This is a genomic window from Aquabacter albus, assembly GCF_040049275.1.
Taxonomy (GTDB): domain Bacteria; phylum Pseudomonadota; class Alphaproteobacteria; order Rhizobiales; family Xanthobacteraceae; genus Aquabacter.
In genome coordinates this window covers 109886-136471 of sequence record NZ_JBDZDT010000011.1, presented here as the reverse complement: position 1 = coordinate 136471, position 26586 = coordinate 109886, and the positions used below count along the sequence as shown (strand labels likewise).

23 protein-coding genes are annotated in these 26586 nt (G+C 67.3%); 15 read left to right on the top strand and 8 right to left on the bottom strand.

Features of this window, described 5'->3' with window-relative positions:
• Positions 1-810, bottom strand: coding sequence for an N-acyl homoserine lactonase family protein (locus ABLE91_RS24980; RefSeq protein WP_348935261.1), 810 nt, complete (start codon positions 808-810; stop codon positions 1-3).
• Between the two features lie 217 nt (positions 811-1027).
• Here ABLE91_RS24980 and ABLE91_RS24975 point away from each other — a divergent pair, with 217 nt between their 5' ends.
• From ABLE91_RS24975 to ABLE91_RS24950, 6 genes are all read left to right on the top strand, one after another.
• Positions 1028-1432, top strand: a complete 405-nt coding sequence (locus ABLE91_RS24975; protein ID WP_348935260.1) for a carboxymuconolactone decarboxylase family protein — start codon at positions 1028-1030, stop codon at positions 1430-1432.
• Positions 1433-1517: 85 nt separating this feature from the next.
• The gene (locus ABLE91_RS24970; RefSeq protein ID WP_348935259.1) at positions 1518-2234 is read left to right on the top strand and encodes a GntR family transcriptional regulator; all 717 of its coding nucleotides are present in this window, start codon (positions 1518-1520) and stop codon (positions 2232-2234) included.
• Positions 2235-2475: 241 nt separating this feature from the next.
• The gene (locus ABLE91_RS24965; RefSeq protein ID WP_348935258.1) at positions 2476-3477 is read left to right on the top strand and encodes a Bug family tripartite tricarboxylate transporter substrate binding protein; all 1002 of its coding nucleotides are present in this window, start codon (positions 2476-2478) and stop codon (positions 3475-3477) included.
• Positions 3478-3527: 50 nt separating this feature from the next.
• Positions 3528-4955: a 3-isopropylmalate dehydratase large subunit gene (gene leuC / locus ABLE91_RS24960; protein ID WP_348935257.1), complete on the top strand. Its 1428-nt coding sequence runs from the start codon at positions 3528-3530 to the stop codon at positions 4953-4955.
• A 1-nt stretch (position 4956) separates the two neighbouring features.
• The gene (leuD, locus tag ABLE91_RS24955; protein ID WP_348935256.1) at positions 4957-5568 is read left to right on the top strand and encodes a 3-isopropylmalate dehydratase small subunit; all 612 of its coding nucleotides are present in this window, start codon (positions 4957-4959) and stop codon (positions 5566-5568) included.
• Between the two features lie 28 nt (positions 5569-5596).
• Positions 5597-6382 (top strand): SDR family oxidoreductase, encoded by a 786-nt coding sequence (locus ABLE91_RS24950; protein WP_348935255.1) that lies wholly within the window; start codon positions 5597-5599, stop codon positions 6380-6382.
• Between the two features lie 59 nt (positions 6383-6441).
• Here ABLE91_RS24950 and ABLE91_RS24945 read toward each other — a convergent pair whose 3' ends face one another.
• The 3 genes from ABLE91_RS24945 to ABLE91_RS24935 form a co-directional block, all read right to left on the bottom strand.
• Complete coding sequence (locus tag ABLE91_RS24945) at positions 6442-7416, bottom strand: Bug family tripartite tricarboxylate transporter substrate binding protein (protein WP_348935254.1); 975 nt, start codon at positions 7414-7416, stop codon at positions 6442-6444.
• A gap of 420 nt (positions 7417-7836) precedes the next feature.
• Complete coding sequence (locus tag ABLE91_RS24940; RefSeq protein WP_348935328.1) at positions 7837-8715, bottom strand: amidohydrolase family protein; 879 nt, start codon at positions 8713-8715, stop codon at positions 7837-7839.
• Between the two features lie 5 nt (positions 8716-8720).
• Positions 8721-10433 carry an IlvD/Edd family dehydratase gene (locus ABLE91_RS24935; RefSeq protein ID WP_348935253.1) on the bottom strand — a complete coding sequence of 571 codons (1713 nt, stop codon included), beginning with the start codon at positions 10431-10433 and terminating at the stop codon, positions 8721-8723.
• Between the two features lie 198 nt (positions 10434-10631).
• Here ABLE91_RS24935 and ABLE91_RS24930 point away from each other — a divergent pair, with 198 nt between their 5' ends.
• From ABLE91_RS24930 to ABLE91_RS24890, 9 genes are all read left to right on the top strand, one after another.
• Positions 10632-11921, top strand: coding sequence for an ABC transporter substrate-binding protein (locus tag ABLE91_RS24930; RefSeq protein WP_348935252.1), 1290 nt, complete (start codon positions 10632-10634; stop codon positions 11919-11921).
• Positions 11922-11924: 3 nt separating this feature from the next.
• The gene (locus ABLE91_RS24925) at positions 11925-12881 is read left to right on the top strand and encodes a carbohydrate ABC transporter permease (RefSeq protein WP_348935251.1); all 957 of its coding nucleotides are present in this window, start codon (positions 11925-11927) and stop codon (positions 12879-12881) included.
• A 2-nt stretch (positions 12882-12883) separates the two neighbouring features.
• Positions 12884-13744: a carbohydrate ABC transporter permease gene (locus ABLE91_RS24920; RefSeq protein WP_348935250.1), complete on the top strand. Its 861-nt coding sequence runs from the start codon at positions 12884-12886 to the stop codon at positions 13742-13744.
• Between the two features lie 7 nt (positions 13745-13751).
• On the top strand, positions 13752-14909 hold the full coding sequence (locus tag ABLE91_RS24915) for an ABC transporter ATP-binding protein (protein ID WP_348935249.1): 1158 nt from the start codon (positions 13752-13754) through the stop codon (positions 14907-14909).
• Positions 14909-15928 carry a Gfo/Idh/MocA family protein gene (locus ABLE91_RS24910; protein ID WP_348935248.1) on the top strand — a complete coding sequence of 340 codons (1020 nt, stop codon included), beginning with the start codon at positions 14909-14911 and terminating at the stop codon, positions 15926-15928. The genes ABLE91_RS24915 and ABLE91_RS24910 overlap by 1 nt, the downstream gene beginning before the upstream one ends.
• Positions 15925-16620: a GntR family transcriptional regulator gene (locus ABLE91_RS24905; RefSeq protein ID WP_348935247.1), complete on the top strand. Its 696-nt coding sequence runs from the start codon at positions 15925-15927 to the stop codon at positions 16618-16620. The genes ABLE91_RS24910 and ABLE91_RS24905 overlap by 4 nt, the downstream gene beginning before the upstream one ends.
• A 45-nt stretch (positions 16621-16665) precedes the next feature.
• On the top strand, positions 16666-17451 hold the full coding sequence (locus tag ABLE91_RS24900; RefSeq protein ID WP_348935246.1) for an SDR family oxidoreductase: 786 nt from the start codon (positions 16666-16668) through the stop codon (positions 17449-17451).
• Between the two features lie 11 nt (positions 17452-17462).
• Positions 17463-18392, top strand: a complete 930-nt coding sequence (locus tag ABLE91_RS24895) for a dihydrodipicolinate synthase family protein (RefSeq protein ID WP_348935245.1) — start codon at positions 17463-17465, stop codon at positions 18390-18392.
• 305 nt (positions 18393-18697) lie between these two features.
• Complete coding sequence (locus ABLE91_RS24890; protein ID WP_348935244.1) at positions 18698-21133, top strand: DNA translocase FtsK; 2436 nt, start codon at positions 18698-18700, stop codon at positions 21131-21133.
• A 163-nt stretch (positions 21134-21296) separates the two neighbouring features.
• On the opposite strand, the gene ABLE91_RS24885 is transcribed toward ABLE91_RS24890, so the two are convergent.
• The 4 genes from ABLE91_RS24885 to ABLE91_RS24870 are packed head-to-tail and all read right to left on the bottom strand — an operon-like array spanning position 21297 to position 26492.
• Positions 21297-22241, bottom strand: a complete 945-nt coding sequence (locus ABLE91_RS24885) for a glycosyltransferase family 2 protein (RefSeq protein WP_348935243.1) — start codon at positions 22239-22241, stop codon at positions 21297-21299.
• Between the two features lie 26 nt (positions 22242-22267).
• The gene (locus ABLE91_RS24880; RefSeq protein ID WP_348935242.1) at positions 22268-23314 is read right to left on the bottom strand and encodes a polysaccharide deacetylase family protein; all 1047 of its coding nucleotides are present in this window, start codon (positions 23312-23314) and stop codon (positions 22268-22270) included.
• On the bottom strand, positions 23311-24987 hold the full coding sequence (locus tag ABLE91_RS24875) for a glycosyltransferase (RefSeq protein WP_348935241.1): 1677 nt from the start codon (positions 24985-24987) through the stop codon (positions 23311-23313). The genes ABLE91_RS24880 and ABLE91_RS24875 overlap by 4 nt, the downstream gene beginning before the upstream one ends.
• A complete protein-coding gene (locus ABLE91_RS24870; protein ID WP_348935240.1) occupies positions 24987-26492 on the bottom strand; it encodes an oligosaccharide flippase family protein in 1506 nt (501 codons plus the stop codon). Before ABLE91_RS24870 ends, ABLE91_RS24875 begins: the two co-directional genes overlap by 1 nt.
• Between the last annotated feature and the right edge of the window lie 94 nt (positions 26493-26586).

The window sequence follows — 26586 nt, the reverse complement described above, 5'->3', positions numbered from 1 at the left end:
TTACGATCTCACGCGTTCTGGGTTCGGGGCCTCATCGAGCCGCACCGCAATGCCTGCGAGTTCCGCCGAGACGGGCGGATAGAGCTTCATGACGAGGGGATCATGGCCGGGCACCACATGATCGGGCGAATCGGCGAGGCGGAACACCAGATTGTGCCCCTCCAGCATGTCCGCGACGGAATGCACCACCGGGAAGGGCAGGCGGTTGTCCATGTTGACGTAAAGGTGGGAGGCGTCGGACGCCACCACGACCCATCCGCGCTTGGTGAAGACCCGCACCACCTGCAGTCCGGCGGTGTGACCCCCTGTGCGATGCACGGTGAGGCCGGGAGCCAGTTCCTCGACCCCGTCATGAAAGCTGATCCGCCCCGCATAGAGGCAGCGGACGAAGGAGACCACGTCTTCCACCGCGAAAGCGTGGCGCATGTGCGCGTGGCACATGCAGCGGCCGGTCGCGAACGCGGCCTCACCATCCTGCACATGGAAGCGGGCGCGGGGAAAATCGTTCATCGTGCCGGCGTGGTCATAATGCAGATGGGTCAGGATCACCCGGTCCACCTGCGCGGCATCGATGCCGAGGAGGGCGAGGCCCTGGGCCGGCAGGCGCAGAAGGTCGCGCTTGCGGATGCGGGCCTGCTCCGTGCCGAAGCCCGTATCGATCACGAACAGGGCGTCGGAACGGCGGGCGACCCAGATGAAATAATCGAGGTCGGAGCCCGCCTCGTGGGGGTCGCCGCCGATGTAATTGTCAGCTTCCAGCCGGCCGGAGAGGTTGGCGTAGCGTATGGCGAAGAGCTCGAACGGTTCCATGCCGGTGGCGCCCTTCCCTCGCATCTTCTTGATGATTTCACGGGCGATAGCGCATCGCCGTATTACAATATGACTATCATACAATTTTGTTGACCGTCAACGCTATGCGTTGCTATCAAGTGCCTGCAGGCTCGGCGCTTCGCGCGGGCCGACCCATGCGGCAGCTCCTACGCGACGCATGCGGCAGCGCCACCTTCATCCGACATGAGAGGCCATCATGGCAACGCGCCCCGAATTTGAGACCGAGCTTTTCGAGAAGGGCGTTGCCATGCGGCGTGACGTTCTGGGAAGCGCCCATGTGGACCGCTCCATCGCCGCGGTGGACGACTACAATGTGCCGCTGCAGAAGCTCGTCACCGAATGGTGCTGGGGCGAGGTGTGGAACCGGCCGGGCCTGGACCGCCGCACCCGCTCCTTCCTCAACCTTGCCATGCTGATCGCGCTCAACCGCCCGCACGAGTTCCGCCTGCATGTGCGCGGCGCGCTCAATAACGGCCTCACCCCCGAAGAGATCCGCGAAGTGGTGCTTCAGGCTGCCATCTATTGCGGCGTTCCCGCCTCGCTCGATGCCATGCGGAACGTGACGGAAATCCTCAAGGAAGAGGGTGCCATCCCGAAATGAGGGAGCCATGACGCGACCTGGGGAGCGTGCTAACCTGCGGCCTGAGCCGCACGAATCTGCGCGGCCTGGAGGCACTGCTTCGGGTATGGACGAGCGGGTTGTGAAGGCGAACGTGGCGGTGGAGCACGATTTCAGGGTTTCGCGCCTCGCCGCCCCCTTGCGCCACAGCGTCGTCGACAGCATCCGAAGCGCCATCGCGGTCGGCCGGTTCAAGGTGGGCGAGCGCCTTCCGGAGCGCGGCCTCTGCGAGATGACCGGGGTGAGCCGCACTTTGGTGCGCGAGGCGCTGCGGCAGCTCGAATCCGAGGGCCTCATCCACGTCCTGCCTCATCGCGGGCCGGTGGTCGCTGCCGTCACGCCCGAGCAGGCGGAGGGCATCTATCAGGTGCGCGCCCAGCTTGAGGGGCTCGCCTGCGAGCTGTTCATCGCCAAGGCGAATGACGCGACGCGCAAGGCCCTGAAGGAGGCGTTCAAGCAGCTCAAGTCGGCGATGAGCTCGAACGACCCCAGCATCCGGGTGAATGCCAAGAACCGCTTCTACCAGTGCCTGATTGAGGGCGCGGGGAACGAGGCGCTCGGGCAGACACTCCATCTGCTGAATTCGCGCATCACCGTGCTGCGCGCCACCTCGCTCCAGGTGCCCGGCCGCGCGAAGGAATCCATCCGGGAACTGAACGACCTGATGGAGGCGCTGTTGGCGGGGGACGCCGCTGCCGCCCGCGCCGCCGCGGTCCGTCACGTGGCCATGGCCGCCGAAGCGGCCATCGACATCCTTCGCCGCGAGCATCCCGCCGACAAGTGAAGCCTGGCCCGCGCCATCCTGGCGGCCGCAGTTAGCAGACGCATTCTATCCCTGTGCCTTTTGAGCCGCCGGTACGCCCGAGCGGGGCCGTCCTGTGTGCCTTGAATCCGGCCGGTCCGGCGGCGTGGCGCGCCTTGATCTTCCCATAGGATTGTATGATAGTATTATCGTCCGTCGGCGCATGACGCCGCGTGTTCCATGTCCGGCGAAGAACGTCGGCGGTCTTGAAACGGGGAGGCCCATGAACGCCAGCAACATGTCATTCCGGAAAGGCGCCCGCCTCGCCGCGCTCGCAGCAGCTCTGACGATCTTCGGCGCCGCTGCCCCGGCCATGGCGCAGACCTATCCCGACCGGACGGTCACCATCGTTGTGGGTTCGCCTCCCGGCGGGGGCTCGGACCTTGCCGCGCGGCTGGTCGCGAGCGGCCTCCAGAAGGCGCTGGGCCAGACCTTCGTGGTGGAGAACAAGGGCGGCGCCAGCGGCAACATCGCCAACAGCCAGGTGGCCCGCGTCACGCCCGACGGCTACACGCTGCTGCTCGCCTATTCCGGCTATCAGGTGGTGAATCCTTCGCTGTTCCCCAAGACCCTGCAATGGGATGCGGTGAAGAGCTTCGCGCCCATCGCCATGGTGATGAAGGCGCCGCACATCATCGTCGTGAAGAACGCCCTTCCGGTGAAGTCGCTGTCCGAGCTGATCGCCTATGCGAAGGCCAATCCCGGCAAGCTGAACTACGCCTCCGTCGGCCAGGGCTCGCTGAGCCATATCGGCGGTGAGATGTTCGACGAGCAGACCGGCGTGAAGATGATGCATGTGCCTTACCGGGGCTCTGGCCCGGCGGTGACGGACCTCGTGGGCGGGAATGTGGACGTCTTCATCAACACGCCGCAGTCGCTGGTGGGCTTCCTCCAGAGCGGCGCCATCCGCGGCCTTGCGGTGACGAGTTCTTCGCGCCTCCCCATGGTGAAGGACCTGCCGACCGTGGGTGAAGCGGGCCTTCCCGGCTTCGACCTCGAGGCCTGGTATGCCCTCTATGCCCCTGCCGGGACGCCCCAGCCCATCATCGACAAGCTCGCCGCCGCGGTGAAGACGCTGGTGGAATCGCCCGACTTCAAGGCGACCGCCGAGCAGAACGGCGCCTATGCGGTCTATATGGGCCCGAAGGAGTTGGCGACCTATCAGACCGAGGAGCTGAAGTTCTGGTCGGATGTGGTGAAGAAGGCCAACATCACGCTGGAATGACACGCGGCGCGGCGGCCCTCCGCGGCTGCAGCACGCCATAGGAAGGCATCATGCCCGAGACCCGCGCCGCGTCCCCCCGGACGCTCTTCGAGAAGATCTGGAACCGGCACGTCATCCGCCGCTACGAAGACGGCGCGTGCCTCATCTATATCGACCGCCATTTCGTGTTCGAGGTGACGAGCCCGCAGGCCTTCGAGGCGCTGCGCGAGGCCGGGCGGACGGTGCGCCGGCCGGAGGCGACCTTCGCGGTCGCCGACCACAACATCCCCACCACCGGCGGGCGCACCGACATGTCCGGCGAGGAGGACGGCCGCGCGCAGCTCAAGCTGCTGCGCGAGAACACCTCGGCCGCGGGCATCAGCTATTTCGACATGCGCGATCCCCGCCAGGGCATCGTCCATGTGATCGGCCCGGAGCAGGGGCTCACCCAGCCGGGCCTCACCATCGCCTGCGGTGACAGCCACACGCCCACCCACGGCGCCTTCGGGGCCTACGCGGTTGGGGTGGGCACATCAGAGGTGGAACATATTCTCGCCACCCAAACCCTTCTTCAGCGCCCGCCCCGCACCATGCGCATCTCCGCGGACGGGACGCTGCCGCTGGGTGTGACGGCGAAGGATCTGATCCTCGCCATCATCGGCAAGATCGGCATGGCGGGCGCCACCGGGTGCGCCGCGGAGTTCGCCGGCTCGACGGTCCGGGGCCTCTCCATGGAAGGCCGCATGACGGTCGCCAGCATGGCCATCGAGGCGGGGGCGCGCGCCGGCCTGATCGCGCCGGACGACACCACCGCCGCCTATCTGAAGGGCCGCCCCTTCTCCCCCGCCGGGGCCGACTGGGACCGCGCGCGGGAGTATTGGGGCACGCTGTTCTCGGATCGGGACGCAGCCTTCGACATCGAGGTTTCAGTCTCCGCCGAAGAGGTGGAGCCCATGGTCACATGGGGCACCAGCCCTGACGACGTGGTGCCCGTGACCGGCCGCGTGCCTGACCCCGCCGGCATCTTAGATGCCGAGCGTGCGGCGGGCATGCGGAGGGCTCTGGACTATATGCAGCTTATGCCGGGCACGCTCATGTCCGACATCCGGCTGGACAAGGTGTTTATCGGCTCGTGCACCAACGGGCGCATCGAGGATCTGCGCAGCGTCGCCCAATTGGTGCAGGGCAAGCGCGTGGCCGACCACATCACCGCCCTCGTGGTGCCGGGCTCCACCCAGGTGAAGGCGCAGGCGGAGCAGGAAGGCATTGCCGATATCCTGAAGGCCGCCGGCTTTGAGTGGCGCGAGGCGGGCTGCTCCATGTGCATCGGCCTCAATGCCGACCGGCTCAATCCCGGCGAGCGCTGCGCCTCCACCTCGAACCGCAATTTCGAGGGGCGCCAGGGGGCAGGGGGGCTCACGCACCTCGTCTCGCCGCCCATGGCGGCTGCGGCGGCGATCACCGGGCATTTCGTGGACGTGCGCAGGATGGCAGGCTGACATGGGCGCCTTCGTCAATGTGAAGGGCATCGCAGCGCCGATCCCGCTCGCCAACGTCAATACCGACGTGATCGCCCCGAAGGAGCTGATGCGCGCCGTCACCCGCAAGGGCCTCGGCTGGGGCCTGTTCCGGCCCTACCGCTTCGAGGCGGACGGGACGCCGAAGCCGGACTTCGTGCTGAACCGGGCGCCCTGGAATGCGGCGAAGATCATGGTCGCCTATGAGAATTTCGGCTGCGGCTCCTCCCGCGAGCATGCCGCCTGGGCGCTAGCCGATTTCGGCATCGAATGCGTGATCGCGCTCTCCTATGCCGAGATCTTCAACAACAATTGCATCAAGAACCGCATCCTGCCCGTGGTGCTGGAGCGCGATGGCGTCGAGGCGGTGATGGCGTCCGCACAGGCGTGCGAGGAGGTCGAGGTGGACCTGCCGAGCCAGAGCGTCCGACTTCAGGACGGCCGCACCTTCGGCTTCAATATCAGCCCACTCCTGAAGCACCGGCTCCTCAACGGCATCGACGACGTGGCCGACACGCTGGCGTTCGAGGCCGATATCCTCGCCTTCGAGGAGCGGCATCTTGCCGAGCTGCCCTGGCTGCGCAAGAGCTTGTAGTTCGCACAGCGTAGAGGAAGAAACGACCATGGATCTGGGACTTTCAGGCAAGGGGGCCGTGGTCACCGGCGGCAGTCGCGGGCTCGGCGCCGCCATAGCGGATGTGCTGGCCCGCGAGGGCATGGACATCGTCCTCATGGCGCGGGACGCGGACAAGCTCGCGGGCTTCGCGGCCGAGCTGTCGCAGAAGCATGGCGTAAAGGTCACCCCCGTGAGTGCGGACCTCAGTCGCGCCGAGGATGTGGAGCGCTCCGCAGCGGCGGCGGTGGCCGCGCTCGGTTCGGTGGATGTGCTGGTGAACAGCGCCGGCGCCACCAAGCGCGGCGACTTCTTCTCCCTCACGGAGGCGGACTGGGAGAGTGGCTACGCGCTGAAGTTCTTCTCCGCCGTTCGCATGAGCCGGGCCCTATGGCCGAGCCTCAAGGCCAGCGCGGGGGCGATCATCAACATCGTGGGGATCGGCGGGCGCATGCCGGCTTCGGACTTCACCATCGGCGGCTCGGTGAATGCGGCGCTGCTCAATTTCACCAAGGCGCTCGCGGAAGTGGGCACGCGGGATGGGGTTCGGGTGAACGCGGTCAATCCCGGCTTCTTCCGCACCGACCGCCTTGCCCATTCGCTGCGCTCGCTCCGGGAGCAGACCGGCTGCTCAGCGGACGAGGCCGAGGCGACGCTGCTTGCGAAGCTGGGCGTGCGGCGCTTCGGCGAGGCGGAAGAGGTGGGCGATCTCATCGCCTTCATGGTCTCGCGCCATGCCAGCTACATGAACGGCTCCGCCATCGAGCTGGACGGCGGCACGCGCCGCGGCATCTAAAGCTCAAAGAAAAAGGGCGGGCTTTCGCCCGCCCTTTCAACTCATTCGACCACGACGTTTCATTCAACGACGACGTTCGCTTCCTTGGCGATGGCCGACCACTTGGCGATGTCGTCCTTGATGAAGGTTTCGAACTGCTGCGGCGTGTCGCCCACCGCCTCGGTGGCCTGAGCCGCGAGCAGCGCCTTGGTTTCGGGGTCCGCCAGCACCTTCACGATGGCCGCGTTGAGCTTGTTGACGATGGCGGGCGAGGTGCCGGCGGGGGCGAGAATGCCGTGCCAGCCCACGGCGTCGAAGCCGGGATAGCCGCTCTCGGCGACGGTGGGCACTTCCGGCGCGACCGGGGAACGGTCCTTGCCCGTCACCGCCAGCGCCCGCAGCTTGCCGGAGCGCACGTTGGGCAGAGCGGAGAAGGGATCGCTGAACACCAGGTTGAGCTGGCCGCCGATGAGGTCCGTCACAGCCGGCGCCGTGCCGCGATACGGCACGTGCAGCATCTTGATGCCTGCGGCCTTCTCGAACATCAGGGCGACGAGATGGTTGGCGCCGCCGATGCCGTAGCTGCCATAGGTCACGGCGCCGGGCTTGGCCTTTGCCTGCGCCACCAGCTCCTGCACGTTCTTCGCCGGGAAGTCGTTGTTGGTCACCATGATGTAGGGATAGTTGGTGAGGCGCGTGATCGGCGCGAAGTCCTTGATGGGATCGTACTTCAGATCCTTATAGACCGCAGGATTGATGGAGATCGGCCCCGACTGGCCGAGCAGAAGCGTGTAGCCATCGGGCTCCGCCTTCGCCACTGCCAGCGTGCCGATGATGGCGGCCGCGCCGGTGCGGTTTTCCACCACCACGGGCTGGCCGAGGGGCTCGCTGACCCGCTGCGCGACGATGCGCGCCACCGCATCTGCGCCGCCGCCCGGGGCGAACGGGACGATCAGCTTGATGGGCCGGGTGGGGTATTCCTGCGCCATCGCTGCCCCGGAGAGGAGCAGGCCCGCTGACAACAGGATGCTGACGGCCGCCACCTTGAAGCGCATATATAGTCCTCCGCGTATCGTCCCAAGATTGCTGGGATGACCCATAATGATCATATCGTATGTCAATCATACAATCCCCCGTTCAGCAACCCGCCTGCGACCATAGGGAAGTGCGCGACCGCTCTCGCGGCCCCGCGAGGATGATGGAGATGAAAGGGGAGGAATTGAGCGGCCGGGCGGGTCGGCATCCGCGAGCAGAAACCTGGCACGGCTCAATTTCGGCCGGGCAGGGACCTCGGCTGGATCGACATCCAGAGCAGTTCCAGTCGATTTCTCCCTCCCCCCTTGCGGGGGGAGGGCGGGGAGGGGGGATACGTCTCCGCCAGAGCAACGCGGGGATGTTGTTCCAGGCCGAGGCCGTGTCACCCCCTCCCCAACCCTCCCCTGCAGGGGGGAGGGGATTACGGTGCTCGAACCGCCCTAGCGGGCGGGGAGGGCGAAGCCGTAGAGGCGCGCGGGGTTTTCAACGAGAATGAGCGAGCGCACCGGCGCGGGCAGCGCCTCCGGGATCGTCCTGTCCGCCGGGTCCATGTCGTCGGGCATATCGGCCCACAGTTCCGTGTGCGGCCAGTCGGTGGCCCACAGGAGGCGATCCGGCCGGCAGCTTATCAGCGCCGCGACGAAGGGGGCGAGATCCGCATAGGGACGGCCGCTCAAGCTGACCCTGTAAGGCGCTGACAGCTTCACCCAGAGGTTCCCGCCCTCAAGCAATCGGAGCACCTGCGCGAAAGGACCGCCCCTTAGGGATTGGCGAGGATCCAGGAAGCCGAAATGGTCGATGACCACGGGCACGGGGCAGCGCTCCACCATGCCCACCAGATCGGGCGCCTTCGCGATCTCGATCTGCAACTGGATATGCCAGCCGAGCGGTGCGATCCGGCTGCCGAGGCGGGCCACATGTTCGAGCGAGAGCCCGCCGGGATTGCGCCGGTTCACGCGAATGCCGCGCACGCCGGCGCGGTGGAGATCCTGGAGGTCGGCGTCCGGCAAATCCGGGGGCACGACCACCACCCCGCGCAGCGCATCGGGCGCCGCACCGAGGGCCTCCAGCAATGCGGAATTTTCGGTGCCGTATACGCTCGGCTGGACCAGCACGGCGCGGTCGATGCCCAGCGCGGCCATGACCGGCCGATAGTCGGCGAAGGTCACGGGATGGGGCGTGTAGTTGCGCGCCGGGACGAGGGGATAGCGCTCCGCCGGCCCGAACACGTGCATGTGCGTGTCGCACGTGCCGGGCAGGAAGACGCGCACGCCCGTCCCGTTGCCCACCGGCCGTGGCGGCAGGCAGAGCGGCGCCACTTCGTTCAAGAGGTGGCGTCCGGGTTCCGGACCAGGAAGTCGAAGTCGCAGCCCTCGTCCGCCTGGAGCACGCTCTGCTGGAACAGGCGGGCATAGCCGCGCTTCGGCATCGGGGCGGTGGAGCCGGCGGGCAGCGCCGCCTGCCGGCGGGCGAACTCAGCCTCGTCGATCAGGAGGTCGATGCGCCGGCCGGCTACGTCCAGGCGGATCATGTCGCCGCTCTGCACCAGAGCCAGCGGGCCGCCCATGGCGGATTCGGGCGTGATATGGAGCACGATGGTGCCAAAAGCGGTGCCGCTCATGCGGGCATCGGAGATGCGCACCATGTCCTTCACCCCCTGGCGCCCCAGCTTCTTGGGGATGGGGAGATAGCCCGCCTCCGGCATGCCTGGCGCGCCCTTGGGGCCGGTATTGCGCAGCACCAGAACGTCGTCGGCGGTCACGTCGAGGTCGGGATCATCGATGCGGGCGGCCATGTCGCCGACGGATTCGAACACCAGCGCGCGCCCGGTGTGCTGGAGCAGCCGCCCGGTGGCGGCGGCCTGCTTCAGGATGGCGCCGCCGGGCGCCAGATTGCCGGTGAGCACCACCATGGAGCCCTCGGCCTTGATGGGGTTCGAGCGCGGCCGGATGACATCCTGCCCCGGCACGTCCTCGGCCGCGGCGACCACGTCGCGCAGCGTGCCGCCGGCCACTGTGGGCGCGTCCAGATCAACGAGGTCGCCGAGCTGGGCCAGCAGCTTCGGCACGCCGCCGGCATGATGGAAGTGCTCCATGTAATGGGCGCCGGAGGGCTTCAGGTCCACGAGCACGGGCACTTCGCGGCCGATCTCGTCCAGGGTGTCGAGGGCGAAGCGGTGCTCGGTGCGGTTGGCGATGGCGGTGAGATGGATGATGCCGTTGGTGGAGCCGCCAATGGCCTGCATGACCACCATGGCATTGCGGAACGCAGCCGGGGTCAGCAGTTCGCTGGGCCGGGGGCCGCCGTCCACCGCGAGGCGCGCCGCCACCTTTCCGCTCTCCTCGGCGAGGCGCACGCGCTCGGCATGGGGGGCGGGGATGGTCGCGCTCATGGGCAGCGAGAGGCCCATGGCTTCGGTGATGCAGGCCATGGTGCTGGCGGTGCCCATGACCATGCAGGTGCCGACGGAGGGCGCGAGGCGGCCATTGACGGTCTCGATCTCCACTTCGTCGATCTCGCCCGCCCGGTGCGCGCTCCAGAGGCGCCGGCAATCGGTGCAGGCGCCGAGCACCTCGCCGCGATGATGGCCCACCACCATGGGGCCCACCGGCACGACGATGGTCGGCAGGTCGACGCTGGCGGCAGCCATGATCTGGGCGGGAAGGGTCTTGTCGCAGCCGCCGATGACCACCACCGCGTCCATGGGCTGGGCGCGGATCATCTCCTCCGTGTCCATGGCCATGAGGTTGCGCAGGAACATGGAGGTGGGGTGGGCGAAGCTCTCATGGATGGAGATGGTTGGGAACACCATGGGCATGGCGCCCGCCAGCATGACGCCCCGCTTCACCGCCTCGATGAGGACCGGCGCGTTGCCGTGGCAGGGATTGTAGTCGCTGTAGGTGTTGGTGATGCCGACGATGGGGCGGTCGAGCGCGTCGTCGGAATAGCCCATGGCCTTGATGAACGCCTTGCGCAGGAACAGCGCGAAGCCGTCGTCACCATAGCTCGTCAGTCCTTTTCGAAGTCCGCGCGCCATCCTCAGCCTTCCTCATGTCGATCATCGCCGACCTGCGCCGGACAATCCCCGGCGGCAGATTGATTGTCAATAATATGATTGTTTGCGCTGCGGTATTCGCGGAAATAAATGCCGAATGGCGTTTCATTATTGACAATGAGAAACCTCGCCCTCACTCTCCCGCCAAAACCAGAACATTTATCCAAGGGAGTAGCGCCAATGAGGAGCATTCGGGGGATCGGGGCCGCGGCCATTCTGGCAGCAGCAGCGATCGGGGGCGCCGGCCATGCGGCCGCGCAGGAGCCCACACAGATCACCATGTGGAGCAACTGGCCGGACGAGCCGGCCAAGAAGGATTGGGTGACCGCGCGGGTCAAGGACTTCGAGGCGGCCAACAAGCAGTGCTCGGTGAAGCTGAGCTTCATCCCCAAGGCGGACATCTACACCCAGGCGAAGTCCGCCGTGCGCACCGGCCAGGCACCGGACATCTTCTACATGGAGCCCGACCAGCCGGAATTTCTGGCCGGCGGCTTCCTTGAGCCGCTCGACGGCTATATCGACCTCAATGGCCTGGAAGACTGGGCCAAGCCCGCCTGGACCTCCAAGGGCAAGGTCTATGGCGTGCCGGTCGAGGCCTATACGGTCGAACTCTATTACAACAAGGATCTGGTGAAGAAGGTCGGGGTCGAGGTTCCCGCCTCCTTCCAGCTCACCCAGGCCCAGTTCGCCGACCTCGTGAAGAAGGGCGTCGCCGCCGGCATCACCCCGGTCTCTCAGGGCGTGGGCGACCGGCCGTTCCCGGGCGGCCTGCTCCTGTTCGAATCCCTGCTGCGCAAGCTCGGCAAGGATGATTACGCCAAGCTCCTCAACGGCGAACTGTCCTTCAAGGACCCGCGCGTCGCCGAGGTGATGACCTGGTTCAAGGGCCTCGTGGATGCGGGCGCCTATCCCAAGAGCTTCTCCACCCTGAAGCTCGGCGAGAGCCACTTCTACTTCTACAACACCCCCGGCGCGCTCACCTTCCCGGACCCCAGCTGGTTCACGGGCCGCGCCTTCGCCTCGCCGGAGAAGGGCGGCATGCCGGAGAATTTCCCCCTCGGCATCATGCAGTTCCCCGCCATGGACAAGGGCGACTGCCCCGACTGCAAGACCCTCGCGGTGGCCGGCAGCTTCGTGATGTATTCGAAGAGCAAGAACAAGGACTGCGCGGGCGCGCTCCTGAAATCCATGGCGACTGCGGAGAACGGCACGAAGTGGATGAGCGAAGTCTCGCTCCAGAGCGGCCTCAAGTCCGATCCGGCCAAGATCGTGAGCCCGCATAAGGACTATTTCGCCGAGCTGAACGCCCGCAACAAGGACGTGAAGTACTTCTTCGGCACCCCGCTCCTTTATTACCGGGCGAAGTGCGCGGACACCTATGTGCAGGTCATGAACAACGCCTTCCCCGCCGGCCTGATCAGCGTCCAGGAGGCGGCCGACAAGATGGACGCCGCCTGCCTGAAGAAGTGATCCATGCAGGATACTGTCGCCTTGCAGGCCAAGTCACGGAGCGGGGAGGCGAAAGCCTCCTCCTCCACCCTCGCCGATCCGCGCCGCGCCACCCGTCTGGTGCTGGCCATCTTCCTGGGGCCGGGCCTTCTGGTCTATTGCGGCCTCACCGCCTATCCGGCCTTCCGCACCATCTATGACAGCTTCTTCACCATCGAAGGCATGGATGCCACCTTCGTCGGTCTCGCGAACTATCGCGACCTGATCTCCGACGAGACCTTCTGGATCGCGGTGCGCAACACCTTCATCTGGTCCTTCGTGGCGCCGGTCCTCGATGTGGCCACCGGGCTCCTGCTGGCGCTCGCGCTCTATGCCGGCGTGCCGTTCGCGCGCTTCCTGCGCGTCGCCTGGTTCACGCCCGTTCTGCTCTCCTATGTGGTCGTCGCGATCCTGTGGATGTGGATCTACAATTACGACTGGGGCGTCCTCAACGTCATGCTGCGCGCCGTGGGGCTCGATGCGCTGGCGTCCTCCTGGCTCGGCGACCCTAATCTTGCGCTTGCCTCCGTCATCGTCACCCATGCCTGGAAATGGGCCGGGTTCAACATGGTGGTGTGCCTCGCGGCCATCCATTCTTTGCCGAAGGAAGTGCTGGAGGCGGCCGATCTCGACAATTGCGGCTGGGGCGCGAAGCTGCGCTACATCATCATCCCCATGCTGCGGCCGACGCTGCTCTCGCTCTACATCCTCGCCTTCATCGGCAAGATGAAGATCTTCGATCTCGTCTGGATCATGACGCAGGGCGGCCCGCTCTGGGCCACCGAGACGGTCTCCACCTACGTCTATAAGCGCGCCTTCAACTGGAACACCTTCGACCTCGGATACCCCTCTGCCATTGCGACAGTGTGGTTCCTGGTGGTGTGCGCGTCCGTCATCATCCTCAACCGCGTGCTCGGCTCGCGCGAGCGGCTGGAGTACTAGAGATGACCGCCTCCGCCGCCGCCCGCGAGGGCGCAGCGCCCCTGCCGCGCCTGTTCAGCCGGGGTATCCTGGCCTTGGTGCTGGGCGTGTACACCATCTACACGCTCGGCCCCTTTTTGTGGCTTGCCACCATGTCGGTGCGCACCACCGCCGAGATCAGCGCCGACCATTACGCTTGGCCGAAACCCTTCCACTGGGAGCAGTTCCGCACCGCCTGGGTGGATTCCGACTTCGCCACCTATTTCTGGAACTCCACCTTGGTGGTGGTGGGCGCGGTGGCGGTGGTGACCCTCATCGGCGCAGCCGCCGCCCATGCGCTGGCGCGCTATCGCTTCCGGGGCAACCGGCTGATCTACGGCATCCTGTTCTCGTCCATCATCTTCCCGCCGCAGATCACCCTGATCTCGCTCTACCAGATCCTGGTGGACTACAATCTCTACAACAGCCTGCTGGGGCTCTCGCTGGTCTACATCTCCCTCCAGCTTCCCCTGACGGTCTATCTGCTGGAGGGCTTCTTCGCCCGCATCCCGCAGGACCTGTTCGACGCCGCCAAGATCGACGGCTATGGCGATCTTGAAATCTTCTGGCGCATCGTGCTGCCCGTGGGCATGCCGGCCATCGCCACCACCCTGATCCTGAACTTCATCCAGCTCTGGAACGAGTTCCTGTTCGCCGTGGTGCTCATCACCGACCCGGACAAGCGCACGCTGCCCATCGGCATCCGGGCCTTCATGGGCGACCATTTCCAGGACATCGGCATGATCGCCACCGGCGTGATGATCTCGGTCATCCCGGTCATCATCGCCTACGTCTTCTTCTCCGAAAAACTCATCCGCGGCATGACCGCCGGCGCGATCAAGTGAGGCAGCCATGGCCGTCGTGAAACTCGACAAGATCGTCAAGCGCTATGGCAATTCCGGCCCCACCGTTGTGGAGAATGTGGACCTCACCGTGGGCGATGGCGAGTTCATGGTGCTGCTCGGCCCCTCCGGCTGCGGGAAGTCCACCACGCTGCGCATGATCGCCGGGCTTGAGACCATATCCGGCGGCACACTCTCCATCGACGGGCGGGTGGTGAACGACGTGCCGGCCAAGGACCGGGACATCGCCATGGTGTTCCAGTCCTACGCGCTCTACCCGCACATGAGCGTTGCGGAAAACCTCGCCTTCGGCCTGCGCCGGCGCAGCTTCTCCAACGCCGAGATCGACCGCCGGGTGTCGGATGTCGCCGGCATCCTGGGCTTAGCGCCGCTGCTCGCGCGCAAGCCGAGCGCGCTTTCCGGCGGCCAGCGCCAGCGCGTCGCCCTCGGCCGCGCCATGGTGCGCGAGCCGCAGGTGTTCCTGTTCGACGAGCCGCTCTCGAATCTCGACGCCGCCCTGCGCGTCAACACCCGTAGCGAGATCATCAAGCAGCACAACCGGCTCGGTTCCACCATGATCTACGTCACCCACGACCAGGTGGAGGCGATGACCATGGGCACGCGCATCTGCGTGATGAATGCCGGGAAGGTGGCGCAGATCGGCGCGCCGCTCGATGTCTATTGGCAGCCCGCCAACACCTTCGTCGCCCGCTTCCTCGGCTCCCCGCCCATGAACCTCATGGAGGCCACGCTGACGTCGGGCGACAACCGCGCCCGCAGCGCGGCCGTGGATGCCCCCCTTAGCCGCTGGACCGACACGACGCTCCAATCCTATACCGGCCGCAAGGTCACGCTGGGGGTGCGGGCGGAGGACATGATGATCGATCCGGCGGCCATGGAGGGCCAGCCCTTCGGCACCGTGAAGGGCCGCACCGTGGCCGTGGAGCCGCTGGGCGCCGAGACGCTTCTTTTGGTGGAACTGGAGGGCGGAAGCGAGATCACCGCCCGCCTGCCGCGCCATGTCATCGCCGCGCCCGAGCAGGCGGTGGAGCTGTTCTTCCGCGCGGACGCCGCCTACCTGTTCGACGCTGATACGGGCGAGGCCGTGGCCCCGAAGGGGACCGGCTCGGCCGCGGTGCGCGCCGCCGTGCAGAGGAGGGCGCACTGATGGCCGCCACCCTGAAGGTCGGGCTCATCGGCGCCGGCTGGGTCACCCAGCACCATCTGAAGGGCTGGCAGGCATTGGGCGAGAAGGCGAAGGTCGTCGCCATCGCCGATCCCTCGCGCGAGCGTGCCGCCGAGCGGGCAGGGGCGTTCGGCATTCCCGCCGTGTTCGAGAGCGCTGAAGCCATGCTGGCGGCGGGCGGCCTCGATGCGGTGGATATCGCCGCGCCCCGCGCCGTCCATACGGAGCTGGCGCGGCTGGCGGCGGGCCACGGCCTGCCTATCCTCTGCCAGAAGCCCCTCGCGCCCACCTTGGCGGAGGCCGAGCAATTGGTGGCCGATATCGGTGGGCGGGTGCGCCTGATGGTGCACGAGAACTGGCGCTTCCGGGCCTATTACCGGCAGGCGGCCGCCTGGATCCGCGAAGGCCGCATCGGGGCGGTGAAGGCCGTCTCCCTCACCCTCGTCACGTCAGGCACGGTGCCGGATGCGGACGGCCATCTCTGGGCGCTGGAGCGCCAGCCCTTCATGCGCACGGAGGCGCGCATGCTGGTGGCGGAAGTGCTGATCCATCATCTCGACACGCTCCGCATGCTGCTCGGCCCGCTGAAGGTGGAGGCGGCCGCTTTGAGCCGGACATGCCAGGACATGCGCGGCGAGGACGGCGCGGTGATCCATCTCTCCACTGTGGACGGCGCAGGCGTCTCGGTATTCGCGAGCTTCGCTGCTTATGGTGCACCGGCCCAGCAGATGGACCGGCTCACCGTGCTCGGCGACAAGGGCACGCTGCGCCTCGACGGCCCCGACCTCTCCGTGTCCGGCTGCCGGGAGGAGCATGCGACGTTCGACGCGGACGCCACCTATCTCGGCTCCTATGCGGCCACCATCGCCCATTTCGTGGAAGCCTTGCGCACCGGCGCGCCGTTCGAGACCTCGCCCGAGGACAATCTGGAAACCCTGAGGCTGGTGGAGGATTGCTACCGGCTGTCGGGTTTCGAGACACGGCACAGGGATGCGGCATGAGCGAATTGTCACTTCCCGCCACACGGGCCGACGAGCAGGCCGAGATCCTGCGGCGCCTGGAGGAGGACATCATCTTCGGCCGCCTCGCACCGGGCTCGCGGCTGGTGGAAGACACGCTCATGGCCCGCTACGGCGCCTCCCGGCACTATATCCGCCAGGCGCTGGTGCAGCTTGAGCGCAATGGGGTCGTGCGCCGCGAGAAGAATGTGGGCGCGACCGTGTGCTCCTATTCCGCGGAAGAGGTGCGCCAGATCTACGAGGTGCGCGAGATGCTCACCCGGCAGGCGGCGCTGAAGATCCCGCTGCCGGCGGCACCTGAGCTGATCGGCAGGCTCAAGGAGATCCAGGCGGAATATTGCCGCCACGCGGATGCCGGCGATCTGCGCGGCATCCACGAGACCAATGATGCCTTCCACATCATGCTGTTCTCGGGCTGCGGCAATGCCTATCTGGTGCGCACGCTCCAGGATTATATGGGCCTGACGCTGCCTATGCGCGCGAAGAACCTCGCCGATCGCGAGGGCCTGCTTTTGTCGCGCCGCCAGCACGACACCATGATCGAGCTGCTGCAGGGCACGGACAGCTGGGCGCTGGCGCAGCTCTGCGTCGATCACATGCAGTACAGCAAGGCCGATTATCTGGAGCGCACCGCGAGCGGCGCGCTGAAGGGCCATCTCGGTCTCGCCGACTAATCCCCGCCTGTGCCGGTGCACGGCAGCCATCACAAAGGACATCCCATGGATCTCGGATTGAACGGCAAGGTCGCGCTTGTGCTGGGCGCGGGGGGCGGGCTCGGGACGGCGATCGCCACCACCCTGGCGCGCGAGGGCATGAAGGTCGCGCTCGGCGACATCGACGCCGCCGCCTTGGAGCGCACCGCCGCCGCCATCACCGCCTCAGGCGGCACGGCGCTGGCGCTGCCGTGGGACCTCGCCGACCTTTCCGTCATCGAGGACCGCTTCGCCGCCATCGAGGCCAGGCTCGGCCCGGTGGACGTGCTCGTGAACAATACCGGCGGGCCGCCCCCCACCCCGGCCTCCGGCCAGTCGCCGGAGTTGTGGTCCAAGAGCTTCCAGCAGATGGTGCTCTCGGTCATCGCCGTCACCGACCGCGCCTTGCCCGGCATGCGCGCCCGCAAATGGGGCCGCATCGTCACCTCCACCTCCTCCGGCGTGGTGGCGCCGATCCCCAATCTCGGCATCTCCAACGCGCTGCGCCTCTCCCTCGTGGGCTGGTCCAAGACGCTCGCCCGCGAAGTGGCGCGCGACGGCGTCACCGCCAACATCATCCTCCCCGGCCGCATCGCCACCGACCGCATCAAGTTCCTCGACGAGCAGAAGGCCAAGCGCGAGGGCCGCACGGTGGAAGAGGTCTCCGCCGAGAGCACCGGCTCCATCCCGGTCGGCCGCTATGGCGAGCCCCAGGAATATGCCGACACGGTCGCTTTCCTCGCGTCCGCCCGCGCCTCCTATCTCACCGGCTCGGTCATCCGCGTGGATGGCGGGCTCATCGCCAGCATCTGAAGGGGACCATCATGGCTCTCGACATCACCGCCAGCGGCCTCTTCCCCATCGCCCCCACCCCGTTTTTGCCGGACGGGCGCATCGATGAGGCCTCCATGGGCACCCTCATGGAGCGCTATCTCCAGGCCGGCGCCACCGGCGTCACCGTGCTCGGCATCATGGGCGAGGCGCCCAAGCTGGAGCCCGAGGAATCCCTCGACATCGCCGCGCGCTTCGTGAAGGGCATGGCGGGGCTTCCGGTCATCGTCGGGGTGTCCGCGCCGGGCTTTGCCGCCATGCGCTCGCTCGCCCGCGCGGTGATGGACAAGGGCGCGGCGGGGGTGATGATCGCGCCCGTCCCCAGCCTGCGCACCGACGACCAGATCCTCACTTATTACCGCCAGGCCATCGAGGCCATCGGCGACGACATCCCGTTCGTGATCCAGGACTATCCCCTCACCCTCACGGTGCAGATGACGCCGAAGGTGATCCGGCAGATCGTCCAGGACCACCCCTCCTGCGTGATGCTGAAGCACGAGGACTGGCCGGGGCTGGACAAGATCTCGGCGCTGCGCGGCTTCCAAAAGGACGGGTCCATGCGGCCCATCTCCATCCTGACCGGCAATGGCGGGCTGTTCCTCGACTTCGAGATGGAGCGCGGGGCGGACGGGGCCATGACGGGCTATGCCTTCCCCGAAATGCTGGCGGACGTGGTGCACCTGCAGAAGGCGGGCGAGCGCGATGCGGCCCACGATCTGTTCGACGCGCATTTGCCGCTCTTGCGCTACGAGCAGCAGCAGGGGGTGGGGCTTGCCGTGCGCAAATATGTGCTGATGCGCCGCGGCTTCATCGGCTCCGACGCCCAGCGCAAGCCCGGTGGCGCGCTCAACCCCGCCGCCCGCGCCGAGGTGGACTATCTCCTCGCAAGGCTTGCAAGGACAGACCCCCGCGCAAAGGTCTGAGGAAGGCCGGGCCTGGACCGCGCCATTGGTGCGATCCGGGCCCGATTTTTCTGCGGCGTGTCGCCGCCGCCTGTCCGAGTGGCGGCGGCACGGCTGACGTTTCATTTCTCGTTTTGATGCCTGTGCGCCGGGTGTGGTCAACGCGCGGTGGTGTGGATGACGCGGCGTCTCCAAACCTCCCGTTAACGCCGCCCTCGTTATCCCTGATCCCATGCGACCGGCCCGCCGGCCGGCCCTCCGGGTCATGGACGAGCATGCCTTCTTCGAACCGCCCTCCGAAATCGTTCGAGCCTCCATTTCCTCCCATGGCCAAGGCCGGTGGTGCCGCGATGCGCCTCCCGCTGCCGTCCGCGCGCCTTTCTGCGCCGCCCCATGATTCGGCGGGGCGCGCAGACGAGGTGGTGCCGCCCTGGGCACGGATGGACCTCGCCCCAAGCTGGCTCCAGCCTTTCATTCTGGGCCAGAATGCCCGCTTCACCCGCACGCCGGACCATATGCTGCGTCGGAAGCCCGATTCGGAGGCGCCGCAGCCTGTGGAGGCGACCGCGACCTGGCGCTTCGTGGTTGAGGGGCTTGATCTGGCCGAGGAACTGGAAACGGCCCTGCCGGACGCGGCCGGTGAAAGTACTGTGGGTGAAACGCAGCTTCTGAGCGAAGAGGCGCAGCCTCAGGATGAGGGCGTGCCTCACGTGGAGGTCCCGGACCAGATAGAGGTTGAGACGGTCTCATTCTCCGAGCCCAGCCTTGAGGAGCCGGTAGAGATCCCGGTTGCGATCGAGCCGGTGCTCGCGCCTGAACCCGAAGCCGAGCCCGAGCCGGTCGTCGCCGTGCAGGCTGAAACCGCATCGGCCTTGCCGGCGCGCATTCGGCAGCTCTCCCGGATGATCGTGGTGGGGGAGGGTCTTCTTCCGCCCACGGCACAGGAGCAGGACCTGATGCCGGCGCCGCCGGCTACGGAAATGCCTCCGGCCGCCGATCCGGTGCCCGAACTCCATGAGGAGCGTCCTGCGGAGGCATTTGCAGGCGTTGCGGCATCGTTCGCATGGCCGCTCTACCAGCAGACGATTCGCCATTCCATCACCCCGGCGGCGCCGGAGGTTCCCGCGCCGCCGGAGAGCCCGGCACCCGCCATCGAGGCTGCGCCAGAGGCCGTCCTCGAGGAGGAGGCTGAGGCACCGGTCGCCGCACCCGCATTGGACGAGGTGGATATCGGGCAGGACGGGTACGAACTGCCGCCCCTCGATCTGCTGTCCGAGCCGCCGCTCCTGGAGCCCGATTTCGAGCTGTCCGAGGAGTTCCTTGACCAGAGCTCGGCGGTGCTCCAGCAGACGCTGCGCGACTTCGGCGTGCGCGGCGAGGTCATCGACGCCAATCCCGGCCCCGTAGTGACGCTCTATGAGTTCGAGCCCGCGCCCGGCACCAAGTCGAGCCGCGTGATCGGCCTTGCGGCGGATATCGCCCGCTCCATGAGCGCAGCCTCCGTGCGCGTCGCGGTGGTGGAGGGGCGCAACGTCATCGGCATCGAACTGCCCAACAGGCGGCGCGACACCGTCTGGCTGCGCGAGATGATCGCCAGCCCGGAATTCGCCGCGGCGCCGGCGAAGCTTGCCATCGCGCTCGGCAAGACCATCGGCGGCGAGCCCGTCATCGCCGATCTCGCCCGCATGCCCCATCTGTTGGTGGCCGGCACCACGGGCTCCGGCAAGTCGGTGGCCATCAACACCATGATCCTGAGCCTGCTCTACCGGCACACGCCGGAAGCCTGCCGGCTCATCATGATCGATCCGAAGATGCTGGAGCTGTCGGTGTATGAGGGCATTCCTCATCTCCTCACCCCTGTCGTCACGGACCCGAAGAAGGCCATCGTCGCCCTGAAATGGGCGGTGCGCGAGATGGAGGATCGCTACCGCAAGATGTCGCGCCTCGCCGTGCGCAACATCGATGGCTTCAACGCCCGCATGGCGGAGGCGCGGGCCAAGGGCGAAACCATCCTGCGGCAGGTGGAGGTGGGCTTCGACAAAGAGAGCGGTGAAACGCTCTATGAGGAGCAGGCCATGGACCTGTCTCCGTTGCCTTACATCGTCATCATCGTGGATGAGATGGCCGATCTCATGATGGTGGCGGGCAAGGAGATAGAAGGCGCCATCCAGCGCCTCGCCCAGATGGCCCGCGCCGCCGGCATCCATCTGGTGATGGCGACGCAGCGCCCTTCGGTGGATGTGATCACCGGCACCATCAAGGCCAATTTCCCCACCCGCGTCTCCTTCCAGGTGACCTCCAAGATCGACAGCCGCACCATCCTCGGCGAGATGGGCGCGGAGCAACTGCTCGGCCAGGGCGACATGCTCTACATGGCCGGTGGCGGGCGCATCACCCGCGTGCACGGCCCGTTCGTCTCGGACGGGGAAGTGGAGCAGGTGGTCGCCCATCTCAAGCTGCAGGGCCAGCCGGACTATCTCGATGCGGTGACCAGCATCGAGGAGGCGGACGACGGCGTGGACGATGACGAGGCCGTCTTCGACAAAAGCGCGCTCGGGGACGCCGGCGGCGATCTTTACGAGCAGGCCGTCGCCATCGTGCAGCGGGACCGCAAGGCATCCACCTCCTACATCCAGCGCCGCCTCCAGGTCGGCTACAACAAGGCCGCCAGCCTGATGGAGCGGATGGAGAATGAGGGGATCGTCGGCCCGGCGAACCATGCCGGCAAGCGCGAGATCCTCAGCGTTTCGCGGCCGGGCTGAGGGGGCGGTTTGATCCTTGCGTCATGCCCGGGCTTGGCCCGGGCATCCACGCCTCTCCCTTAAGCGCGCACCTAGCGGAGCCCCGTGGATGGCCGGGACAAGCCCGGCCATGACGATGGTTCTGCTGGGCGAGGGAATGGCGGCACGCTTGGTCCGAACGCCCTCAGCCAGCCGGCTCTTCCCGCGCGCCGGCCTCCCGTCCGCCGATGAATTCGCGCAGCCAGCCCACGTCGTACCAGAAGCGCAGCGCCGTATCGCTGCCGCTGAAGGGCAGGACGGAGAGGGGGCCGAGGATCACGGCGCCGCAAGCCACCTTGAGGGCCTTCAACACACCCGGCCGCGTGCCCATGAGACGCAGGATGATGACGTCGCTGATCCCCTCCCAATAGGCCCGCGTCGCGATCCATCGCCATTGCAGCCGGTCCGGGGCGATCATGTGCTGCACCCTGAGGCGGTCGGAATACCAGAGCCGCGCACCCAGGGTAATGAGGCGGCGCTCGACGAATTTCTCTTCCCCGCTCAAAAGGCGTAGTCCCTGGCGGCCGAGGCGCTCAGGAAAGCCGCCCACCTCGAGGAGATGGCTTTTGCGCAGGATGATGTTGGCGCCGCACACGGCCGGGGCATGGGTGCGATCGCCTTCCCCTTTCTCCTCGATGATGGACAGGAGCTGAAGCCATCTTGAGGGAAGCGCCGGCATGCCGGCGGGATGGAGGGGATGGACCGCACCGCCGATGATGGAGCAGGCGGGGGGAACCTCGGCGATCAGCGTGCAGGCGCGGGCGAGCCAGTCGGGCGCGGGCACCGTGTCATCATCGAGGAAGGCGATCCATTCGCCGGAGCTGAGCGCCATGCCCGTATTGCGCGCACGGGAGAGGCCCGGCTGATCGAGCCGGTGGAGGACGATGCGGGGAAAGGGCGCCAGCATGTCCTCCATGGCGCGCCGCGTCTCCGTGTTCGAAGCGCTGTCCACCACAATGAATTCGCAGCCCGGCTCCTCCGGCGCGGCCATCAAGGCGGCGATGCATTGCCGGAGGGCGTCCGGCCTGTTGTGGGTGCATATGACCACCGAAAGGCGCGTCGGCGCGGGGGGCGGCGTGTCTGGCGTCATCTGGATTGTCCCCGCTGCTGCCGGCCCTAGGCGATGAATTCCTGGGAGAGCCGCCGCTCGAACTCTTCCCCGTCCCAGTCGTCCGCCTGGATGCGCGGCAGGCACAGCGGGTCGGTGTGCCGGCGCACATGGGTCTCGCCGGTGATGCAGGCGCATGCAAAGCCCGCTTGACGCACGCTGGCGATGCTCGCCGCGTCGTGCTCGCCGTGGGGATAGGAGAAGGCGCGCACTTCGTGCCCGAGACGTGCCTCCAGGCTCGCCTTGGAGCCGGCCACCTCGCGATCACGCAGCGCCGCGCCCAGCCGGGGCAGCGGCGCGTGGGTGGCGGTGTGCGCGCCGATCTCCACGAGCCCGCCCTCGGCGAGGCGGACAAGCTCCTCCCCGGTCAGCGGCCGGGGCGAGGCGGCCGGGCGGGCGCCGTCCCCCGCCCAGGCGCGCAGCGCGTCGAGGCTTTCAAGGCGCTGCGTGTCCGGGCGTTCGCGCAGCCACCGCCAGAGGCTGAGGAACAGCGCATGGCGCGGCGTCGGCGGGGGCTGCCATCCGCGCCAGTCCCGGCACGCCTCGGCGTCTGCGGCCGTGAGATGGGCGGCCGCGCCGAGATCCCAGCCTTGGGTGGTCCCGCCGGTCTCCAGTCGCAATGTCGGGGGAAGCGCGCCGGGCCGCAGCAGGATGGCGGCAAGCTCGTCCCACCAGAACCCCGTTGGACGGCCGATGGCCGAGGCGACGGCGAACACCGTGGCCGGCACGTCGTGCGTCTCCAGGAGGGGCTTTGCCGCATGGAGATTGTCGGCATAGCCGTCGTCGAAGGTGACCACCACGCCATTGTGCGGCAGCGTGCCGGCCGCAAGGCGGGCGGCGAGCTGGCGCAGGCTGAGCACCACCCGGCGGCGGCGCAGGATGTCCAGGTGCTGGGCGAAGCGGGCCGGGGACACCGCGCTGCCCCAGGGGTCACTGGACGCCTCGCCCGCCGTGTCACCGATGCGGTGATACATGAGGATGATGGGAAGGCCCGCGCGCCGCTTCCGGCGCAGGAAGCGCCGCATGGGTGCAAGGCTCGCGGGCACCGGGATCATGCCGCCTCCGCTTTGCGGGCCCGCACCGTCACCACCATGGGATATTGAGGGTCCTGATGGGCGATTTCGTCGGGGCGCAGCTCGCTCGCCGCAAGGCCGTGGAGCGCACCGATGCTGGTGAGCACGTTGCCGTGGCTCTCCACCTCCACCTGATCTTGCGGGAACACGTCCCCGAACAGCCGCTTGGCGCAGCGCGGGGTCAGGGACCAGAACCAGGTGTGCCCCCAGTCATGATGGTCGATCTGGCTGATGCCGGGAACAGTGGCGAGCACGACACCCCCCGGCTTCAGGATGCGATGCACCGTGTCGAGCGCCGCCTTCAGGTCGTAGATCAGGTGGAGGGTCTGCGTGAGGATGATACAGTCGAAGGCGTCGGAAGGGAGGTTCTTGCCGTCGGCGAGGTCGCCGACGAACGTGGTTCCGGGAACGTCCGGATTGATGTTCAGCACCGCGCTGGCGGTCACGCGGGCGCCGCCGAACCTCTGCGTATAGGTGCGGTCGCCGATTTCCAGCACGTGGCCGCGCACGTCGCCCGCCTGGCGCTCCAGGAAGCCCTCGATATAGACCCGGTCGATGGGCTGGCCCCGGTCATAGCCGAAATGTCGGCTGATGGGATGAAGGCGCCGCAGGCTGCCGAAGCGCACGAAGCCCAGAGGGGGCTTCAGGCGAACGGCCTCCCGCATCGCCTCCACGCGCGTACGGGCGCCCGGCGGCAGGGCCGGCAGGAGCGCCGCATAGGCGGAGCGTGCGAATTGCCGTGTGGAAAGCCTCACGAAAGAGAGGCGCGACATGCGGATCGCCGACATGATGCCCTTCACTCCTTCCCATCCGCCCTTCGAGAGCGAGCGGCGGAGCATTTCGCTCCCTTCGCGTTCGCGGTGGAACCGGACGCCGCTTTCAAAGGCGGCCCGCCGAGAATTGTCGTTGGCGAGATACGGCTTCTGTCGGTTCAGCACCTCGAGGGCGCAGCTCAGCATGAGGTCGGGATTGCGCGACATGTTGCTGTCGTGGCGCCGATAGCAGGCCACGACATTGGGATGAAAGCCGATGGTGGATTCCCGTGCGATGCGCAGATACAGGTCGTAGTCCTCGCAGGACAAAAGGGAGATGTCGAAGCCGCCGAAGCGGTCTAGGGCATCCCGGCGGTAGAGCACGGTCGCGTGCATGGCGATGTAGTTGCGGCTCAGCAGCAGATCATAGTGCCGCGACGCCACGCCGGGCACTGAGGGCTCGCCCAAGGCGAGGCCGCGGGAGTCCACCATGCGGTAGCCACCCCATACGAACGCCCAGTCGGGGTGCTTCTCAAGGGCTTCCATCCCCGCGGCGAGCGCATTGGGCAGGAGCAGGTCGTCCGCATCGAGGAAGGTGACGAACGCGCCCCGGCTGGCATTGAGCCCGGTATTGCGGGCCGCCGAGAGTCCCCCATTGGCCTGCCGGATGGCGGTGATGCCGGGGAATAGCGCCATGACCTCGGGCGTGCAGTCGACCGAGCCGTCATCGACGACGACCACCTCCAGGGGGCGCCATGTTTGCGCCAGGACGCTTTCGATGGCCTCGCGCAGGAACTGGCCCTGGTTGTAGCAAGGGATCACCACGGACACGAGCGGGCGCTCGGCCACGGCCGGCCGCGCCTCGTCCCCCCAACTCCTTGCAGGCGGCGCGGACGCTCTCATCAGCCCACTCCTCTTGCACGCAGGCGCCTGCGGGAGAGCAAGGCCATGCCTGCGGCGCGCGCGGCGGCAAGCCTGCTGCGCGCGGATTTCCCCATGTGATCGATTTCCGAGCGGAAGGGATGGCGCGTGCGCACCAATGCCAGCGCCCATCCCGCCACGGCGCCGATGGCGGAGACGATAGCGGCGGGGATCGACAGCTCGAAGCTGAAGCCGTTGAGCGCGAGGACGACAGCCGGGACCACGGCGCTGGACGCGCACACGACGATGCTGCCGGCGAGCGCGCCGGCGATCTCACGCCATTGGCACGGCACGCGACGGCGGATCACGTGCAGCCAGATGATGGTCTGGATCGGCGCGGTGGCGAACATGCTGAGCGCCGCCGCCTCCAGCCCGTACAGCGCCGCGGCCCCGGCCACCAGCGTGCACAGGGGCACTGCGACGAGCGTCGCGAGAAAGGCGTCGCGCACGCCCCCGGCCGCGACGAGAAGGGGGTAGGCCAGCATGGTGAGGAAGGACGGGAGCAGGGCCAGGCTCATGATCTGGACCAGCGGGACGATGCCGAGCCACTGGTCCCCTAGCAGGATGAGCACCACGGGATGGGCGAGGAAGGCGAGCAGCAGCAAAGCCGGCCACTGCATGACGGTGATGTAGGTGAGGCTGAGCAGATAGGCCGTCTTCAGGCTGCGCCCCTCGCGCGCCTCCGCCGCCATGGCCGGGAGCGCGATGGGCAGCAGCCCCGCCAGCAGGCACTTGTCGGGAAGCTGGCTCACCATGGCCGCGCGGCTGTAGAGCCCCATGGCCTCAAAACCGAGGCTCCGCCCCAGCACCAGGGAGGGAACATAATCGTAGATCTTGTTGAGGAGCCCGGTGGCAGTCCAATAGCTGCCGAATGACAGGGTGGTCCGCCAGTCCCTAAGGGAGGGTCGGAAGATCCAGAAGTCCCGCCGGAGGGCCATGGCGAGCACCGCGCCCACCGCTGCGCCCGCCGCGCCGCCCCAGGCAAAGCTCATATAGCTGGCGCCGAGCAGCGCCATGGCCAGCGTGCCGGCGGCGGTGGTGAGGGCGGTGGCCACGTTGATGATGGCGATCGACCCGAAATGCATGTCCCTCTGGAGCAAGGCGATGAGGGGACCCGTCAATGGCCCCGCCAGCAGGGTCAGCGCGATCACCTGAAGATAGGGTCGCAGCCCGTCCCGCTCGTAGAAATCCGCAAGCGGCGCCGCGGCCACCCAGACGATGGCGGCGATCAGGAGCGTGGTCGCCAGCATGATGGTGGCCGCGGTCCGGGCTTCCTGCGCCTCCAGCTCCTTCCGCTGCACGATGAAGCTCAGGGCGCCGAAGTCCCTGAACGATTCCACGACCGCGAGGATGGCCGCGCCGACGACCGCAAAGCCGAATTCCTCCGGGGTGAGCACCCGCGCGACGATGGCAACCATCAGGAAGTTGGCGCCCATGACCACGTAGCGCTCGGAGACCGAGAACAGGAATGCACGTCGGACCGACATGAACCCTCCCCGCCGGAGATGATGAGATGAACCCAACAGCATGGCGCACGCCGCCAATGCAAAGGTACAGCGGGCGCGCCGCGCGCGGCTCTCA